The sequence below is a fragment of the Wenyingzhuangia sp. genome, from assembly GCF_039768515.1.
Classification (GTDB): domain Bacteria; phylum Bacteroidota; class Bacteroidia; order Flavobacteriales; family Flavobacteriaceae; genus Wenyingzhuangia.
This window is the reverse complement of the sequence record NZ_JBDNAI010000022.1, coordinates 1-17,546: the sequence shown is the minus strand read 5'-3', so window position 1 is coordinate 17,546 and position 17,546 is coordinate 1. Positions and strand designations below refer to the sequence as shown.

General features: G+C 33.4%; 18 protein-coding genes. 6 read left to right on the top strand and 12 right to left on the bottom strand.

Going from position 1 to position 17,546, the window contains the following annotated elements; genetic code table 11:
- Positions 1 to 166: 166 nt before the first annotated feature.
- The 8 genes from ABF281_RS01795 to mtaB all read right to left on the bottom strand — a co-directional run bounded on the left by ABF281_RS01795 (position 167) and on the right by mtaB (position 8,792).
- Positions 167 to 1,492 carry a TolC family protein gene (locus ABF281_RS01795; RefSeq protein ID WP_347179991.1) on the bottom strand — a complete coding sequence of 442 codons (1,326 nt, stop codon included), beginning with the start codon at positions 1,490 to 1,492 and terminating at the stop codon, positions 167 to 169.
- Between the two features lie 5 nt (positions 1,493 to 1,497).
- A complete protein-coding gene (locus ABF281_RS01790; protein ID WP_347179990.1) occupies positions 1,498 to 2,619 on the bottom strand; it encodes an efflux RND transporter periplasmic adaptor subunit in 1,122 nt (373 codons plus the stop codon).
- Between the two features lie 23 nt (positions 2,620 to 2,642).
- On the bottom strand, positions 2,643 to 3,878 hold the full coding sequence (locus tag ABF281_RS01785; protein ID WP_347179989.1) for an ABC transporter permease: 1,236 nt from the start codon (positions 3,876 to 3,878) through the stop codon (positions 2,643 to 2,645).
- Positions 3,878 to 5,110: an ABC transporter permease gene (locus ABF281_RS01780; RefSeq protein WP_347179988.1), complete on the bottom strand. Its 1,233-nt coding sequence runs from the start codon at positions 5,108 to 5,110 to the stop codon at positions 3,878 to 3,880. Before ABF281_RS01780 ends, ABF281_RS01785 begins: the two co-directional genes overlap by 1 nt.
- Complete coding sequence (locus tag ABF281_RS01775; RefSeq protein ID WP_347179987.1) at positions 5,107 to 5,805, bottom strand: ABC transporter ATP-binding protein; 699 nt, start codon at positions 5,803 to 5,805, stop codon at positions 5,107 to 5,109. The genes ABF281_RS01780 and ABF281_RS01775 overlap by 4 nt, the downstream gene beginning before the upstream one ends.
- A 28-nt stretch (positions 5,806 to 5,833) precedes the next feature.
- The gene (locus tag ABF281_RS01770) at positions 5,834 to 6,685 is read right to left on the bottom strand and encodes a lytic transglycosylase domain-containing protein (protein ID WP_347179986.1); all 852 of its coding nucleotides are present in this window, start codon (positions 6,683 to 6,685) and stop codon (positions 5,834 to 5,836) included.
- 75 nt (positions 6,686 to 6,760) lie between these two features.
- Positions 6,761 to 7,426: an alpha/beta hydrolase gene (locus ABF281_RS01765; protein WP_347179985.1), complete on the bottom strand. Its 666-nt coding sequence runs from the start codon at positions 7,424 to 7,426 to the stop codon at positions 6,761 to 6,763.
- Positions 7,427 to 7,433: 7 nt separating this feature from the next.
- Positions 7,434 to 8,792, bottom strand: a complete 1,359-nt coding sequence (gene mtaB, locus ABF281_RS01760; protein ID WP_347179984.1) for a tRNA (N(6)-L-threonylcarbamoyladenosine(37)-C(2))-methylthiotransferase MtaB — start codon at positions 8,790 to 8,792, stop codon at positions 7,434 to 7,436.
- A 166-nt stretch (positions 8,793 to 8,958) separates the two neighbouring features.
- Between mtaB and ABF281_RS01755 the strand changes: the two genes are divergently transcribed.
- The gene (locus ABF281_RS01755) at positions 8,959 to 10,554 is read left to right on the top strand and encodes an ABC transporter substrate-binding protein (protein WP_347179983.1); all 1,596 of its coding nucleotides are present in this window, start codon (positions 8,959 to 8,961) and stop codon (positions 10,552 to 10,554) included.
- 32 nt (positions 10,555 to 10,586) lie between these two features.
- On the opposite strand, the gene ABF281_RS01750 is transcribed toward ABF281_RS01755, so the two are convergent.
- Complete coding sequence (locus ABF281_RS01750) at positions 10,587 to 11,369, bottom strand: SDR family oxidoreductase (protein ID WP_347179982.1); 783 nt, start codon at positions 11,367 to 11,369, stop codon at positions 10,587 to 10,589.
- 165 nt (positions 11,370 to 11,534) lie between these two features.
- Here ABF281_RS01750 and ABF281_RS01745 point away from each other — a divergent pair, with 165 nt between their 5' ends.
- From ABF281_RS01745 to ABF281_RS01735, 3 genes are read left to right on the top strand one after another with little or no spacing between them, the layout of a single operon-like run.
- Entirely contained in the window at positions 11,535 to 12,878 is a 1,344-nt protein-coding gene (locus ABF281_RS01745; protein ID WP_347179981.1) for an MATE family efflux transporter, read from the top strand.
- Between the two features lie 19 nt (positions 12,879 to 12,897).
- Entirely contained in the window at positions 12,898 to 13,125 is a 228-nt protein-coding gene (locus tag ABF281_RS01740) for a hypothetical protein (protein ID WP_347179980.1), read from the top strand.
- A gap of 37 nt (positions 13,126 to 13,162) precedes the next feature.
- Positions 13,163 to 13,783 carry an L-threonylcarbamoyladenylate synthase gene (locus ABF281_RS01735; RefSeq protein ID WP_347179979.1) on the top strand — a complete coding sequence of 207 codons (621 nt, stop codon included), beginning with the start codon at positions 13,163 to 13,165 and terminating at the stop codon, positions 13,781 to 13,783.
- A gap of 48 nt (positions 13,784 to 13,831) precedes the next feature.
- Here the strand turns inward: ABF281_RS01735 and rluF are convergent, their stop codons facing one another.
- From rluF to ABF281_RS01720, 3 genes are read right to left on the bottom strand one after another with little or no spacing between them, the layout of a single operon-like run.
- Positions 13,832 to 14,560, bottom strand: a complete 729-nt coding sequence (gene rluF, locus ABF281_RS01730; protein ID WP_347179978.1) for a 23S rRNA pseudouridine(2604) synthase RluF — start codon at positions 14,558 to 14,560, stop codon at positions 13,832 to 13,834.
- Positions 14,561 to 14,566: 6 nt separating this feature from the next.
- The gene (locus ABF281_RS01725) at positions 14,567 to 15,559 is read right to left on the bottom strand and encodes a glycosyltransferase family 2 protein (RefSeq protein WP_347179977.1); all 993 of its coding nucleotides are present in this window, start codon (positions 15,557 to 15,559) and stop codon (positions 14,567 to 14,569) included.
- Complete coding sequence (locus ABF281_RS01720; RefSeq protein WP_347179976.1) at positions 15,552 to 15,998, bottom strand: type I restriction enzyme HsdR N-terminal domain-containing protein; 447 nt, start codon at positions 15,996 to 15,998, stop codon at positions 15,552 to 15,554. Before ABF281_RS01720 ends, ABF281_RS01725 begins: the two co-directional genes overlap by 8 nt.
- Positions 15,999 to 16,050: 52 nt before the next feature.
- Here ABF281_RS01720 and holA point away from each other — a divergent pair, with 52 nt between their 5' ends.
- On the top strand, positions 16,051 to 17,052 hold the full coding sequence (holA, locus tag ABF281_RS01715; protein WP_347179975.1) for a DNA polymerase III subunit delta: 1,002 nt from the start codon (positions 16,051 to 16,053) through the stop codon (positions 17,050 to 17,052).
- 147 nt (positions 17,053 to 17,199) lie between these two features.
- On the top strand, positions 17,200 to 17,546 hold a 347-nt coding region (grpE, locus tag ABF281_RS01710; RefSeq protein WP_347179974.1), incomplete at its 3' end, for a nucleotide exchange factor GrpE.

Below are 17,546 nucleotides of genomic sequence, written 5' to 3'. Positions count from 1 at the left end.
ATGCTTGATGCTTTAAAAAGAAATGATTTTGACACAATTAAAATATTATTATCAATATTTTCTAAAAATAATTTAATTGTGTCAAAATCATTTCTTTTTAAAGCATCAAGAAAATAAAGGCAAATAGTTTTGTGGTCAAGTATCACTGTGTTGACAACTAAAATAGTCACAAGTTGATTGGTATTCCGAAATAGAATTCTAGAACTTTAAGCTTAAATATATAGTCATATTTTGCTTTAATTACATCGGTTTCTGAATTTATGTAGCTTGTTTTATTTTGGTTGAATGTGAAAGCATCTAAAATACCTAAATTAAATCTTTCTGTCGCATATTTGTAAGCTAGACTTCTTGCTTCTAAGGCTTTTAGGCTTGCTTCATAGTTTTTTAGAGCACCTTTTGTATCGTTAAATGCTTGGTATACTTTGTCTCTTAGATCAAATTTTGATTGTTCGAAATTAAGTTTAGCTTGCTCTAGTTGTAGTTTTGATTTTTTTACCGAGTTTTTTATTTGTAGTCTATTGAATATGGGAATGTTTAAATTTAATCCAAACGAATACCCTTTGTTATCGTTTATTTGGTTGTTAAAATTTGGAGAATTAAACAATTCCGAAGTGAAGTAATTAGTATTGAAACCATAAGATGCATTTAAGGTAGGTTGGTAAGCACCTTTTGCTATTCTGATATCATTTTCAGCAATTTCAACAGCGAGTTTAGTTTTTTTTATTTCATTCCTAATGGCCAAGGATTTGTTATAAATGTCATTAGCATTTTTAGAGGCAATGTCAGAAGGAAGTAATTCGTAGGAGTCCTCAACAATATCGAAATTCTCTATGTCCTCTAAAACCAGTAAGTTTAAGAGAGATAGCTTTGCAATTAAGATATTGTTTTCCATATCGATAACTGCTTTTTGTTGCTCAGCGGAGGTTGCTTTTATTTCTAAAAGATCACCTGCTGGTTTAGTTCCTGCCTGTACCAATTGTGCTGTTCTCTCTATTTGATTCAAGGTCAGATCAAGTTGTGTGTTTAGAGCTTTAAGGGACTCTTTATTGAATAATATTTGTAGGAAAGCATTGCAAACATTTAATGAAATATTGTCTGTCATATCAGCTAATTGATATTGGTTAGACAATAAATTTAGTTTTGATCTGCGCAGTTCTCTAATGTTTCTTAGTCCGTTGTATAATGTAACATCCGAACTCACTCCAAAGCCGGTGTTTTGAGTAATGGCTATAACGTTGTTGTTCGTGATTGGATCTGTATTCAGTCCACTTCTCCAAGAATGGTTTAAGCGTGTATTTAAGTTTGGTAAAAAATTAGCTTTGGCTGTTGAAACCTCAATTTTTGCATTTTCGATAGCTAATTTCGATTGTTTAACTGTGATGTTGTTTTCAATGGCATAAGCTACACATTCTTCAATTGTCCATTTTTTTGTTTGGGCAATTGACAAGATGTAGTTACACAAAAAGATACTTAGTAAAATTTTTGTTTTCATCTTTTTTATTTTTTCTTTTTGTATTTATCTTTTTCTGCCGATACTTGATTCCAAACTTTAATCTTTTCGTTTTCTATTAGACCTTCTATGATTTCTACATTAATACCATCAGAGATCCCTAGTTTTATTTCCCTTCTTTCAAATTCTTGAGGTGTTTTTTCAACTTCTACATAGGGTTGTTCAGTTTTTCTATCATATTGTACTAAAGCTTCTTTGATTGCAAGTATATTTGTTTTCTTTTCAAGGATCAAAGCTGCATTAGCGCTATAACCGGCTCTGATGTTTACATTGTTTATCATTTCTAGACTTGCTTTAATTTTAAATAAAACTGCGCCTTGTTCGTCCACTCCTTTAGGTGCAATAAAGGTTAGGTTCGCTTTGAATTTTTGAAAATCGATAGCGCCAATGGTTACTTCTAAAGTTGTGTTTTCTTTTAGTTTTCCTACTTCGGTTTCATCAACCTTACCTTCAAAAATCATTTTCTTTAAATCTGCGATAAAAGCAATTGTTGTACCTGCATTAAAATTATTACTTTCTATTACTTGGTCACCCTCTTTGACTGGAATTTCTAATATAGTTCCAGAAATCGTTGCTCTGATATTGGTATTTGCGGAAGATGAGCCATTGGCTGAACCTAGTTTAATGATACGGTAATCTTTTTTTGCATTTACAATATCTTGTTTGGCTTGATCGTATTTAAGCTGAGCAGCATTAAATTCCTGGATAGCGATAACTCCTTTGTTAAACAATTGTTTACTTCTATCGTATTCTTGTGCAATATTGTCGTAAGAAAGTTGTGCATTGATAACCCTACCATTTGCACTATTTAGTGCTTGTTCGTTTGGAACAACTTTGATTTTGGCGATCAAATCCCCCTTTTCAACATATTTACCCTCTTCCACAAAAATGTGTTCAATAATACCTGAAATCTGAGGCTTAATTTCTACCTCATCTTCAGGGATTACTGTTCCTGTGGCTATAGATTTTTTTTCAATATTGGTGATAAAGGGTAGTTCTGTTTTAAATTCAATTGGAGAGCTACTGTTTTTATCAATAAAAAATTTAATGACAAAGATAAACGCGACGAGTAGTAGTAAAATGATAACGATTTTTATTGCTTTTCTCATGATGTAGATGGATGTGTTTTTTGTTAACTATTTAAGGCTTCTATGGGGGATACTTTTGTTGCTCTCGTGGCAGGAATTAATCCTATAAGGGTTCCTAATACAGTAAGTATGCCAATAGAAATGAGTACGATGAGTATAGATACAGAAGGATTTACCAGAGTAGCATCAGCTCCTTGTCCCCATATTTTATCAATCAATATTAAAACCAACCCACCTCCCACAATTCCTAAAAAACCTGCAACTAAAGCTATAGTTACTGCTTCTAAAATGATTTGTCTTTTGATCATTAGTGGCGTTGCACCGATAGCTCTTCGTATACCGATTTCTTTTGTACGCTCTTTTACGGTGATTAGTAAAATATTACCGATGGCAAATACTCCCGCTATGAGTGTTGCAATTCCAACAAACCAAGTTAAAAATTGTATTCCAATCAAAAAACCATTAAGTTTTTCAAATTCTTTACCAAGGTTGAATCCTCCTATTGCACGTTCATCTTCTGGATGAATGTGATGAAGGTTTTTGATCATTAACTTAAGATCTAATTCTAGCTGTTTGATATTGCTGCTTTTTTTGCCTGTAACCATGATTAGGCCAACTTCTTGCCCAGTATTGTATATTTGCTGATATGTTGAAAAAGGGATGTGGATATTAGAACTCATTCCTATGTTTCCATTTTTAAATAGCCCAACAATAGTGAAATTAATTTGATTCAGTTCAATATTCTTTCCTATTGGGTTTTCATTGATGTCAAAAAATTGTTTGTAAAGGTCTTCAGAAATAACCATTACTTTTCTCTTATTTTTTATGTCTGAATTGTTAATAAATCTTCCTAGAATGAGATTTTTCTTTTGAACTTTGTCTAGGGTTGGAAAATCTCCATAAACTGTAAAATCCCCAGATTGGAAATTTTTGACAAGTTTACCATTTCTTCTAATTCGTGGAACCACAAATTCTATTTCTTTGATTTCCTGTTTAATTTTCTCAACATCCTTCAAGTTCAATTTTAGCCTTCTTCCTTCTTGAAAACCATGAAAAGCTTTTTCTGTTGATCGTCCCCAGATAAAAACACTATTGGTCGCAAAATCTCCAAATAGTCTACTGAAAGAGTTTTCCATTCCACGAGCACAACCTAGTAAAGTGACCAATAAAAACACACCCCATGTAACACCAATTACAGTTACCAGTGTTCGGGTTTTGTTTTTCTTAATACTTTCGTAGATTTCCTGCCAAGTATCTCTTTCAAATAAAAAATTCTTCATTAGTCGTCTCTTAGTGCTACAATCGGTTTGATTCTAGAAGCTCTTTTGGCAGGAACATAACCTGCAATACAGCCAGAAATGATCAATGTAACCATGGCACCAATGATAATAGATGTTTCAACATTAGGATTGGTGATGAAATATTTTTCTAAACGATCTCCGATGAGTTTGATTGTCCCGATACCTATCAATATACCAAGATAACCTGCAACAGAAGTAATCGTAATGGATTCTAAAATAATTAAAGATACAATTGATTTAGGGGATGCTCCTAATACTTTTCTAATTCCCAGTTCTTTTTGACGTTCATTAACTACGTAAACCATAATATTGCTAATCCCCACAATTCCAGCAATTAACGTTCCAAATCCAATAAAAAAAACTAGAATTGTCAAAACAATCATCATCGTGTTGGTTTGCTTTATAGACTCTGCAACATTACGAATTCGGATTCCTCTTTGATCTTGTGGGGCAATTCCCAGTAGTTCTTTTAGTTGTGTCTCTAATAACTCAGTAAAAGCAATGATTTCTGAGTAATTCATGTTTTTATCGTAGGTAAGATCTATGCCGTTGATATGATCGTTATTGGCATATAAGGTTTGAGCGGTTGTCAGGGGGATGTATATTATATTTTCGGCTTCATCATCGCCCTCTTTTGTGAATACGCCAATTACCTTAAAATTGATTCCTTGTAGGTTGATGTATTTACCAATTGGAGTTTTGTTTTTAAATAAGTCCTTTTTGATCAATCTTCCTATGATGGCAACTTTTTTATTATCGTTGAGGTCTGAAATGTTCACAAATCGACCTTCATTCATTTTATATTGATCAATAAATTGATGATCTGGTAGAATAGCAACAGCTGAATAAGTATTTTTTTGTTGTCGATAAGAGACGTTAAAGTTTTTGTAGATTTTCGATGAAATATATTCTACATTATCTTGATTTTTTGATTTTATAAATTCTACTTCTTTATTTGTAAGTTGTATTTGTCTCCCTGATTTTTTTCCTTCGTAGGGTTTGGAGGTTCTACCAGAATTTATGTAGATAGCGTTTGGAGTATCATTCACAAAAAAGGTAGAGAAAGTGTTCTGCAAACCGTTAGATATTCCAAAAAGCAATGTAAATATTAATATAGCAAATGTGATGGTAAAGCCAGAAAGTATTGTCCTCAGCTTATTTTTTCTAATGCTTTGGACTATTTCAAACCATAAATCTCTATCAAATATCATGAGGTTTCTAAGTTTTGATTTTTGCTTTTATCCTCCATGATAACTCCGTCTTTAAGTCTAATAACTCTGTTGGTCTGATCAGCTACATCTTCTTCATGTGTGATGATGATTACTGTCATTCCTTCATCGTTGATGCTTTTTAATAATGACATGATCGTTTCAGTAGTTACAGAATCCAAAGCACCCGTGGGCTCATCAGCAAGTATGATTTTGGGCTTTGTTACTAATGCTCTTGCGATGGCAACACGCTGTTTTTGTCCTCCTGACAATTCATTAGGAAGGTGATTTGCCCAAGCTTTTAGTCCTACTTTCTCTAAATATTCTAGGCCTATTTTTTTACGTTCTTTTTTGTTATAGCCTCCTTTGTAGTACAATGGTAGTGAAACATTTTCAAGAGCGGTCTTGTAAGGAATAAGATTGAAGGATTGAAAAACAAAACCAATAAACTCATTTCTCAATAACGCTCCACGGGTTTCATTTAAGTCTTTAATAATTTTATTATTGAGTTTGTAAAGGCCTTGATCGTGGGTGTCTAATAGACCAATAATATTTAAAAAAGTAGACTTTCCAGATCCTGATGATCCCATGATTGAAATAAACTCACCTTTCTTTACTTCTAGATCAATTCCTTTCAGAACGTGACGCGCGTCTTTTCCTACTTGATAAGATTTATGTAGGTTTTCAATATGAATCATGATTTTTTTTAAAAATATAACTATTAATTTATTTTTCGTGTGGGATTTTTATGTAGTATGTTTTTCTAGATTTGTTGTTTAATTTGTTTTCCTTTAGCCAAGGGTTCAATATTTTAAGTTCCTTATAGTTGGTCTTATGTAGTTTGGCAAATTCTGAAACATTAGCAATAGCAGTGTCTATTTTTAAGGTTTTAAATTTGGGCATTGAGTACAAATCATTTTCATCGTAGACAAAACCATAATCGTAGGGTTTACTGAGGATTTCTTTAACGGCAATGATTCGTGGTATGTATCGAGAAGTTTCTTCGGGTAGCAATACATCGTAGTAGTCCTGTACCATTTGTTCTTGCATTCTTCTGCGAAGACCACTGATTCCAAGATTGTATGAAGCTGCAGCTGCTGTCCAGTTTCCAAATTTTTCCTTTGCTTTTAAGATATATGCACAAGCTGCGTGAGTGGCTTTCTCTACATCATATCTTTCATCTACATTACTGTTTACCTCAAGTCCTTTTTCCCTCGCGGTTTTGGGCATCAATTGCCAAAATCCTTTCGCACCTGCCGGTGAACTTACATTTTGTAAGCCACTTTCTATTACCGCCAAATATTTAAAATCTTGTGGAATGTTGTACTTGGATAAAATAGGTTCAATAATTGGAAAAAATTTATGAGCCCTTTTGATCAGTAATAGTCCATTAGATTGCCAATAAGTGTTGACAAGGAGCTCTTTATCAACACGCTCTCTAATGTCGCTTTTGTCTACAGGCACAATTTCATTGGCAAAATGTAACTGATTTGAAATTTTAATAGCTTTGATACTGTAGTTTTCTCCAGTTTTTCTTGTAGAGGAGGTTGCGTATATAAAAAGGGGTAATGTGATCATTATAAATATCGCAAAACCGAACCTCAAAAATTGTTTATTCATGGTAAAAAAAAATATAGTAACAAGTTACGAAAATTAACTTAAATATCTTAGCAGGTGTTGCTGAATAATACTGCTTTTTGTTAGTATCATGACATGGGTTCCATTTTCAATTAATTCACATTTACCTATTTTGTTTATTGGGATAATTTTATCTTTATCTCCATGCAATCGAAGCATGGTCACTGTGTTTTTTTGTGCTTTCCAATGTAGAAATGATCTGGTGGCCCATAGGAGGTATCGCTTACTTCTTAGAGGTAAATATTTTCTATAAATAGAGAGCGTTCTTTTTATTTTTTTTGTTCCATTCTTCATCAGCAAACGTTCCGTGAAGTTGATTGTGTTAATCGGTAAGAATCGATAAAGTTTTAAAGCTTTTGTCATTTTGAAGAATAAACTAAATTCTTTAGGAGTTTTTAGGCTTGAAATCAGTATGATTTTATCACAATGAATGATCCGTGCGATCTCTTGCGCAAGCATTCCGCCAAAAGAAACACCAACAATTACTGGGTTTTCTTCTGTAATCTGCTCAGCAAAGCGTTTGGCGTATTTTGTCATGGATTCGTTCCTAGAGTAGGGCATAATCCATTCCAAAAAGTGTGTTTTGTATTGTTCAGCAGGCAAATGGATACGTTCAAAAATTTTAGAACTAGCAGACATTCCTGAGATGAAGTATACGTGTGTAAGTTTTTTCTGTTTCAAGAGCTGTTTAAATCAAATCATTCAAATTTACATTTTTTTCTTGAGTTCTATTGATCCATTTGAAGCGTGCACAGCCTTCCTCATCTATTTCTGTTAACTCTACTTCATGGATTTCATTGACCAATTCGGGATTCCAAGGTGTTTTTACTTTGACATAGTTTTCTGTAAATCCGTGAATATATCCTTCTTTGTTTTCGCCCTCAAACAAAACGGATAGTTTGTTACCCAATTGACTTTCGTAAAAAGCTCTACGTTTTTTCACGGATAATCCCCTAAGCATTTTGCTGCGTTTTGCTCTTACGTTTTTTGGTACTACACCTTCTAGGTGAGTTGCCTCGGTATGATCACGTTCTGAGTAGGTGAATACATGTAAATAGGATATATCTAGCTCGTTTAAGAATGTGTACGTTTCTAAGAAAAGATCTTCAGTTTCTCCCGGAAATCCAACAATAACATCAACTCCTATACAAGCATTGGGCATTTTCTTTTTAATGCTGTTCACACGGTTAACATAAAGATTACTCATGTAGCGGCGTTTCATTTTTTTCAAGATTTTATCGCTACCACTCTGGAGTGGAATATGAAAGTGTGGAACAAAACAGTTAGATTCACTCACAAAAGTTATGGTTTCGTCTTTAAGTAGGTTTGGTTCTATAGAAGAGATTCTTAATCTTTTAATCCCTTCTACTTTGTCTAATGCTTGCACCAGTTCGTAAAAAGTATGCTCGTGTTTCTTATTCCCAAATTCACCTTTTCCATAATCACCTATATTGACTCCTGTCAGAACGATTTCCTTTATTCCGCGAGCGGAAATTTCTTTGGCATTTTTGAGTACGTTTTCCAAAGTATCACTTCTTGAAATCCCACGAGCTAAAGGAATGGTACAATAAGTACATTTATAATCACATCCATCTTGAACCTTGAGGAAAGCACGAGTCCTATCTCCAATTGAATAGGAACCAACATAAAAATCAGCGTCCTCAATTTCGCATGAATGAATTTCCCCTAAGTCATTTTTTGATAAATCGTTGATGTAATCAGTAACTTTAAATTTTTCTGTGGCCCCCAAAACTAGATCTACCCCATTAATATTTGCTAACTCCTCAGGTTTTAATTGTGCATAACAGCCTACTGCAATCAAGAAGGCTTGATCATTTTTTTTTAAAGCATTTTTTACAATGGTCTTAAATCTTTTATCTGCATTGTCGGTAACTGAGCAGGTGTTGATCACATATATATCTGCCTGTTCATCAAAATCCACTCGAGTAAAACCCTCTCTTTCAAAGTTGCGTGAAATCGTTGAAGTTTCTGAAAAATTAAGCTTACACCCTAAGGTGTAAAAAGCTACTTTTTTTTGCGGTTTCATTCTCGTAATTTTACAACTGCAAAGGTATGTTTTAAAAAGTAGAAAGTAAAAAAAGTCGAAAGTAAAAAGTGGTTGAAAACTATGATTTTGAAGTTTTAAATCGCATATTGCCGAAATGAGGACGTTTGGAGAAAAAAATATAGATGAATTGTAATTAGAATTCTTAATGATAAAAAAAGTAGTTGTTTTTTTGAGTTTTCTTTTGTTTCTAACCTCATGTAATCATGAGTTTGATTCACAGGACGAGTCAAAAGTGTTTAGGTATAACGAAAAAGATAATATAACTTCTTTAGATCCCGCATTCGCGAAGAATGAGCCTAATATTTGGGCAACAAATCAGTTGTTTAATGGTTTAGTGGTTTTTGATGATCACTTGAATATCAAGCCCTGTGTAGCTAAGAAATGGGAGATCTACAATCAGAATAAAACCTATGAGTTCACCCTCAGAGATTCTATATACTTTCATAAGAACATTTCTTTTGGAAAAGACAGTACAAGAAGAGTTACAGCCTATGATTTTGAATATAGTTTTAGTAGGATATTGGATCCTAAAGTAGCCTCCTCGGGTAGGTGGGTACTCCAGAATGTAAAAAACTTTAAAGCGGTCAATGATTCTGTTTTTAAGATAGATTTGCATCAGGCTTTCCCTCCGTTTTTAGGCTTGTTAACCATGCAGTACTGTACTGTTGTGCCCAAAGAAGCAGTTGAGTATTACGGGGCAGAATTTAGATCAAACCCAGTCGGTACAGGGCCTTTTTGTTTTAAGTTATGGGTTGAGAATACAAAGTTGGTGTTTAGGAAAAACCCTTTGTATTTTGAACGAGATGAAAAAGGCAATCAATTGCCATATTTAGAGGCAGTAGCCATTACTTTTTTCGCAGATAAACAAACTGAGTTTATGCAGTTTATTCAGGGGGAATCAGATGTTTTATATGATTTACACTCTTCATATAAAGACGAATTATTATCTCCTCGAGGAGAATTATTAGCCAAGTATAGAAGTAAATTGAAATTAGATAAAACTCCTTATTTGATAACAGAATACATTGCTTTTTTCATGGAAGGTAAAACGGTGGGTAATCATCCCTTAATCAGAAAAGCAATTAATGTGGGTTTTGATAGAACTAAGATGTTGCGATATTTGCGAAATAATATAGGGACACCAGCGACTGGCTTTTTACCTAAGGGGCTCTCAGGTTACCATAAAAACGACAGAAATTTATATAATCCAAAACTTGCGATTCAATTGGTAGAACAGTACAAAAAAGAAACAGGGGATCAACATCCATTAGTTACTATAGCAACCAACTCTAGTTATACAGATTTGTTCGAGTTTGTTCAGAGAGAAATACAAGCAATTGGAATAGATATACAGCTAGAGATTTTACCATCACCCATTTTAAGGCAAAAAAAAGCAAATGGAAATTTACCTGTATTTCGAGTAGGTTGGATTGCAGACTACCCAGATTCAGAAAATTTTTTATCCCTTTTTTATAGTAAAAACTTTGCTCCTAATGGTCCAAATTATTCTCATTACAGTCATCCAGTTTTCGATGATTTATATGAGCAATCTTTATCTCTAACAAACAAAGATGAACGCGTAAGGCTTTATAAAAAAATGGATAGTATAATTATGGATGAAGTTCCAGTGGTTCCCTTGTTTTATGATGAAATTGTTCGATTTAAGCACAGCGAAGTAAAAGGTTTAAAAACCAATCCGACCAATCTTTTGAATCTGAAAAGTGTTTACAAAATAAAATAATTTTGATTTCTGTTTGTGATAGAATTTTCAAATTATTGTTCCTTAGTTTTTTGAAGTTTTTTGACCACCTTTAAAATTATTTTTTTAGGGGTAATAGGTATAAGGGATATCAATATTTTTTGACTCAAAGTGAGGCCCGAAACACAATCTAGTTTTCCATTAATCATTGCTTTGTAGCCATCTCTTGCGACTGAATTTGCACTAGCCGTTTTTTTGAATAAATCTGTTTTATCCATTCCAGAAATAGCTCCAAAATTTGTCTCTGTTGCGCCTGGCATTAGATTGGTTACTGAAACATTAGTTGCAGAGCATTCCTCTGCAATGGCATTGGTGAATGAAGTAACGAAAGCCTTAGTAGCGAAATAAACAGATTGTAAAGGCCCAGGCATGTAGCTAGCTGTAGAGGATACGTTTAAGATGCTTCCTGTATTTGTTTTTAAGAAGTCTTTGAGGAACAAATGCGTCAAAGCTGTTAAGGTTATTACATTGAGCTGGATCATATTCAAATCATCCGTAAGATTTCTTTCATGAAATCTGCCAACACCCCCAAAACCAGCATTATTGATCAAATAATCAATTTTAATATTTTCTGAAATAACCTCATCATACACTTCTTGAGGAGCGTCTGCTTTTGTCAAATCTTTACTTATGATATGTATGGATATTTTGAATCTAGATTTAAGATCATCTTTTATCTTTTTCAAGTTGTCTAGGTTTCTGGCAACTAAGACTAAATTCCCATTGTTTTTGGCATGAATATATGCCAGTTCTTTTCCAATACCGCTGCTTGCTCCTGTGATTAATGCTGTTTTCATGTGAGGTTTTTAGAATGTTTTTTGATTGACAAATGTATGTAAAATAAGTCTTGTTGTTTTTGATCGATTGATAAAAATTAATGTCGTTAAGACTTATTGGATTTGAGGCTTCGTTATCATTAGGTGCAGTAATACTTTGTATCTTTGCAATATTAAACCCATCAAATGAATGTAAAAAAATATACTTCTGAGTTTAAAACCAATATAAATTTGGCGGTCCCTGTGATGCTGGGTCAGTTGGGTCATGTACTTGTGGGGTTCGCAGACAATATCATGGTGGGAGAATTAGGGGCGCCTTCATTAGCAGCGATATCTTTGTCTAATGCGGTGTTTTTTATTTTGATGGGTATTGGTGTAGGTTTTTCTTTTGCACTGACTCCTTTAATTTCTGAAGCGGATGCCACTAAAAAATATATAGAGGGTAAGAAAAACTATCAACATGGAGTTGTTTTGTTAACCGCTTTAGGAGTCATACTATCGATCATTTTATTATCAATTGAGCCTTTGTTAAGTTTAATTGGTCAGCCCATGGAAGTAGTGAAACTGGCTATTCCCTATTACAGAGTTCTAGCCTTCTCGATGATTCCTTTGTTAATTTTTCAAGCGATCAAACAATTCACAGACGGTTTGAGTCTGACAAAATATGCGATGGTTGCTATTTTGAGTGCAAACGTTGTAAATATAGTATTGAACTATGTATTAATTTACGGAAAATTCGGAGCGCCATCTATGGGAACAGTTGGAGCTGCATATGGAACCTTGTTTTCAAGAGTGTTGATGATATTGATATTGCTGTTTTTTATTAGTAGGAGAAAAAAATTTCAGCCTTACAAAATTAAAATATCCTGGTTAGCGGTTGAAAAAGAAAGAGTGATTAAAATATTTAGATTAGGGTATCCAAATGCTTTACAAATGTTTTTTGAAATAGGAATTTTTGCTTCTGCAGTGTTGTTGTCTGGGATGATTGGAACAGAAGATCAAGCGGCCAACCAAATTGCATTAAATTTATCTACCATGACATTTATGGTGGCCACAGGAGTTGCTGTAGCTACAACTATCCGAGTAGGAAATCAAAAAGGTCTTAAGGCATACAAGAATTTAAAGGTAATTGCTTTGTCTAACGTCTTTCTCATGATTATCATTGCCGTGTTTGCTGCAGTTGGTTTTATAACCTTAAGAATATATTTACCCAAGTTGTATATAGATGATCAAAATGTGGTTAGTATTGCTTCTCAATTGCTAATCATTGCTGGGCTTTTTCAGATATCAGATGGGATACAGGTTGTTGTCTTAGGAGCGCTTAGGGGGCTACAAGACATGTTTGTTCCCATGTGTTTGGTTTTTGTTTCCTATTGGGTTGTGGGTTTCCCCATTTGTTACTATTTAGGTATAATGACTTCTTTAGAGACTCTTGGCATTTGGTTAGGATTATTGATTAGTTTAACTGTTTCTGCCACTTTGTTGTATCTTCGGTTTCAGCATTTGACAAAAAGATTACTTTTGTCCTAGTATTTAAAATTAAAAAAAAATGAAGTTACCAAGATTTATATTGGCCGATAATACAGATTGTCCAGAAGATATTTTTGTTATTCATACTGAATTTCCAAGATTCATTATCAATCTCAAGGATGATGAGATAGAACTATGGGATGATTTAGATGGAGCAGATGAAGAAGAGATTTCAGTCCAAGTAGCTCAATATATAGAGGAATCATCAGAATTTTACGATGAAGAAATGAAAAAATATGCAAAATAGTTTTTGGTAAGAATCTATTTGTAGAAATTTAAAACAAATGGCTGAATTCATAAAAATATATCCGGAAAATCCTAACGATAAAGAAATTCATAAAGTTGTTGAGGTGCTAAGAAAAGGAGGTGTTATTATCTACCCCTCTGATACTATTTACACATTGGGCTGTGACATTACCAATTACAAGGCTATGGAAAGAGTAGCCAAAATAAAAAAAATCAAGCTTGAGAAAAATACATTTTCTATTGTGTGTAATGATTTAAGTCATTTGTCAGATTATACGAAACCCATAGAGACAAAAACATTTAAAATTTTAAAAAGATCTTTCCCCGGGCCCTATACCTTTGTGCTTCCTGCTGTCAATAATATGCCAAAGGCGTTTAAGAAACGAAAGACAGTTGGAATAAGAATACCAAATAATAACATTACCCTTGAAATAATAAAACAACTTGGTAATCCTTTAGTTTCTACTTCTATTTATGATGAAGATGAGGTCATCGAATATACGACAGATCCTGAATTGATATATGAAAAGTGGGAACGTTTAGTAGATGTTGTAGTCGATGGGGGATATGGAGGAAACATTGCTTCCACAGTTGTTGATTTGAGTGAAACAAATCCTATTGTGATTAGAGAGGGGAAAGGGAGTATAGAGGTTTTGTGATTGTTTAGATATCATAATTATCTTTCATGTACACTAGTTGTAGTCAAACTATTCAAAATGTTTTTTAGAATTGGAAGTAAGTTTATTGAGTTCTCTTAATTCAGATTTTGTTAAATCTCTCCATTGTCCAACAGGTGTGTCCAAAAAGATATTCATAATTCGAATTCGTTTAAGGTAGGTAACATCGTAATCTAAATATTCACACATACGCCTGATTTGTCTATTCAACCCTTGAGTTAACGTAATTTTAAACTCATACGTATTTACCTTTTCTAGTTTGCATTTTTTAGTGACGGTTCCAAGGATAGGAACGCCATTTTCCATTTTGTTCAAGAAATCTTGAGTGATTGGTTTTCTTACTCTCACCAAGTATTCTTTTTGATGATTGTTACTAGATCTTAATATTTTATTAACAATATCTCCATCACTAGTCAGAAAGATCAAACCTTCACTGGGTTTGTCTAGCCGACCAATAGGAAAAATCCTCTTCGGGTGGTTGATGTAGTCAATGATATTGTTTTTTTCTCTTTGTTGGTCCGTGGTACAAACAATCCCAACGGGTTTATTAAAAGCAATATATGTATGTGCTTCATCTTTGGAGGATACCAATTTACCATCAACTTGAACTTCGTCTGAAGAAGCAATCTTGGTTCCCATTTCAGGTACATTTCCGTTAATAGTGACTCGTCCTTCCTCTATCAATTTATCTGCGGCTCTTCTGGAGCAATATCCAATTTCACTTAAATACTTATTGATTCTTTTTAAATCTTCTGCCATGCGTGATTAAGGTTTAAAACGATTTTGTTTTTTTATGAATGCATTCCAAACCATACTCCTGGTTTGATAATAATTGAGGTGTTGATGTTCGCCTCTCTTGTTGTACATGCGTGTAGCATATATGTAAAATTGCAGGTGAGCTTTTAAAACACTCCAAGTGTGAAGAGGTTTCCCCTTTGCCAGGAAAAAAAGGGCGGCGATACCATCGAACAACATTCTTGAGAAAATAACAGGGAATATTTTTTTTTCTGGTAAGTTTTTAATTAAAGTGAAAAGAGAATTTCTAAAATTCAAATAAGTTTTAAAAGGGTTTTGGGTGTCCAAGGTTCCACCACCAAGATGGTATACTTGACTCGTGGAGATATAATCTACAGATAAATTATTGTTTTTTGCTCTCCAGCACAAATCAATTTCCTCATAATGCGCAAAAAAGTCAGAATCTAATCCTCCTAAATTTTTATAGTCTTTTGATTTGATAAATAAACAAGCGCCTGATGCCCAAAATATAGATGAGGAACCATATTGGTCTTTATCTTCTTCTATGTGCTTAAAGATTCTACCTCTACAATAGGCATAGCCATATTTATCTATAAAACCACCTGCTGCTCCAGCATATTCAAAATAAGATTTGTGGTTGAAATCTAAAATTTTAGGTTGAAGAATACTTGCGTTTTGATTGTTATTGTAAAATTTAAAAATAGGCTGAAGCCAAAAGGGAGTCACTTCAACATCAGAATTAATCAAGCCATAAACATCTGCATCAATTAGAGACAAGGCTTTATTATAGCCTTCTGCAAAACCAAAGTTTTGATTGTGTTGAATAATTGAAATTTCTGGAAACTTTTTTTTTACAAACGAAACAGAAGAGTCTGTGGAAAAATTATCCACCAAGTAAATGCTTGCTTCAGGACTATATTCTATCAAAGTCGGTAAAAATTGTTCTAATAAATTTTTTCCATTCCAATTGAGAACAACTAACGCTATATCGATATCAATCATTGTAGTTGGGGATGTCTTTTAAAAAAACATACTTTTCATTCTTAAAATCCATTTTACAAAAGTAATGTTCCAAACCGTTTGTTACAACTAAATATTTGGCTTTTAATTTTAAATTGTATCTGGCAATTTGATCAAATGTATGCTGTGTTATTTTTACTGAACTAGCCTTACATTCTACAATGATTTCAGGAGTTCCCATGGTGTTGTAGATCAGAATATCCGTTCTTTTTTTTGTTTTGTTTAACGAGAATTCTTTTTCGATGACTAATAAAGAAGTGGGGTATTTTTTATACTCAACTAAATAATGTGCAAAATGTTGCCTCACCCATTCTTCGGGCGTGAGCATAATGTCTTTTTTTCTGAAAGGGTCAAAAATAAACAGCTTATTTTCTTTACTTTTGACTTTTAAGTGAACATCTGGAAGATTTAACTTTTGCATTTATCAAAATTAAGCATTCTTTTTCAACTATTTCTTACAATTTTAACAGTCTATGGTAGAGGTAAAACAATTGGTTTCAGACATTAATCAAGGTAGAATTAAACCTGTTTATTTTTTAATGGGTGAGGAACCATATTACATTGATAAGATCTCTGAGTATATTGAGACGCATGTTTTAACTGAAGATGAAAAAGAATTCAATCAAAGCGTTGTGTACGGTAGAGATACCTCTATTCAAGAAATTGTAGCGAAAGTGAAGCAGTTTCCGATGATGTCTGAGAAGACAGTCATAGTTGTAAAGGAGGCTCAAGATTTACATAGAACCATAGAACATTTGACTTCCTATGTAGAAAACCCCCTGGATACCAGTGTATTGGTGGTTTGTTACAAATACAAAACTTTAGACAAACGCAAAAAGTTGATTAAGGCCATAAGTAAAGTAGGCGTTGTTTTCGAGTCAAAAAAACTTTATGAGAATCAAGTAGGGAATTGGGTTACGGGTGTTTTAAAAGGAAAGAAATATACAATAGAGCCAAAAGCAACACAAATGTTAGTAGAGTTTTTGGGAACAGATCTAAGTAAGATTAGTAATGAACTAGATAAATTGTCACTAGTTTTACCAAAAGGAGTGATGATTACTGCAAAGGATATTGAAGAAAACATAGGGATAAGTAAAGATTTCAATGTGTTCGAACTAAGAAAAGCGATTGGTCAAAAAGAAATTTTAAGATGCAATCAAATTATTAACTATTTCATCGAAAACCCTAAAAGTAATCCCTTAGTGGTTACCATATCACTCATCAATAGTTATTTTACGCAACTGCTAATGTATCATGGTCTAAAAGATAAATCTAAAATGAATGTAGCCAAATCACTTCGTGTAAGTCCATATTTTGTTGAGGATTATATCAAAGCAGGTAAAAACTATCCCATGCGTAAAGTATCTCAAATTATATCTCTTTTAAGAGATGCGGATGTTAAAAGTAAAGGGGTGGGAGCGAATCTTTCTGATCGAGATGTTTTAAAAGAATTGATGTTTAAAATATTACATTAAACTTATCGTTGAAACCTAAATTTTATCTATTCTCATTGTTCAAATAAAGTTGTACTTTTGCATCGCTTAAAATAGTGTCATTTTGGCATTACAAAGCAATTGGCAAAACTTTTGCCACAACAGCAGTAACATTGATAAATATTTACCATGAGCAAGAAAGAAAATATACAACAAGAAGAAAAAGCAAAAGAGCAAGCTCAAGCAGTAGAGCACAACGAAGAAGCAAATGCGTCTGCTCAGAGTGAGCAAAACCAAGATGATGTAAAGAAGGAAACCTCGGTTGATGAATTAATTCAAGTAGAAAAAGACAAGTATTTACGTTTGTTTGCAGAATTTGAAAACTACAAAAAGCGTACCTCAAAAGAACGTATAGAGTTGTTCAAAACAGCTGGTAAAGACATTATCGTGTCAATGTTACCTGTGATTGATGATTTTGACAGAGCAATGGTCGAAATTAATAAAAGTGAAGATGAAGAATTAGTAAAAGGAGTAGT

Coding starts and splice junctions, on each gene's coding strand:
- ABF281_RS01745 (WP_347179981.1), top strand. CDS start 11,535: ATGAATGTAAAAAAATATACTTCTGAGTTTAAAACCAATATAAATTTG.
- ABF281_RS01725 (WP_347179977.1), bottom strand. CDS start 15,559: ATGATTGATATCGATATAGCGTTAGTTGTTCTCAATTGGAATGGAAAA.
- ABF281_RS01750 (WP_347179982.1), bottom strand. CDS start 11,369: ATGAAAACAGCATTAATCACAGGAGCAAGCAGCGGTATTGGAAAAGAA.
- holA (WP_347179975.1), top strand. CDS start 16,051: ATGGTAGAGGTAAAACAATTGGTTTCAGACATTAATCAAGGTAGAATT.
- ABF281_RS01720 (WP_347179976.1), bottom strand. CDS start 15,998: ATGCAAAAGTTAAATCTTCCAGATGTTCACTTAAAAGTCAAAAGTAAA.
- ABF281_RS01790 (WP_347179990.1), bottom strand. CDS start 2,619: ATGAGAAAAGCAATAAAAATCGTTATCATTTTACTACTACTCGTCGCG.
- ABF281_RS01780 (WP_347179988.1), bottom strand. CDS start 5,110: ATGATATTTGATAGAGATTTATGGTTTGAAATAGTCCAAAGCATTAGA.
- rluF (WP_347179978.1), bottom strand. CDS start 14,560: ATGGCAGAAGATTTAAAAAGAATCAATAAGTATTTAAGTGAAATTGGA.
- ABF281_RS01770 (WP_347179986.1), bottom strand. CDS start 6,685: ATGATCACATTACCCCTTTTTATATACGCAACCTCCTCTACAAGAAAA.
- ABF281_RS01755 (WP_347179983.1), top strand. CDS start 8,959: ATGATAAAAAAAGTAGTTGTTTTTTTGAGTTTTCTTTTGTTTCTAACC.
- ABF281_RS01785 (WP_347179989.1), bottom strand. CDS start 3,878: ATGAAGAATTTTTTATTTGAAAGAGATACTTGGCAGGAAATCTACGAA.
- ABF281_RS01735 (WP_347179979.1), top strand. CDS start 13,163: ATGGCTGAATTCATAAAAATATATCCGGAAAATCCTAACGATAAAGAA.
- ABF281_RS01795 (WP_347179991.1), bottom strand. CDS start 1,492: ATGAAAACAAAAATTTTACTAAGTATCTTTTTGTGTAACTACATCTTG.
- mtaB (WP_347179984.1), bottom strand. CDS start 8,792: ATGAAACCGCAAAAAAAAGTAGCTTTTTACACCTTAGGGTGTAAGCTT.
- ABF281_RS01740 (WP_347179980.1), top strand. CDS start 12,898: ATGAAGTTACCAAGATTTATATTGGCCGATAATACAGATTGTCCAGAA.
- ABF281_RS01775 (WP_347179987.1), bottom strand. CDS start 5,805: ATGATTCATATTGAAAACCTACATAAATCTTATCAAGTAGGAAAAGAC.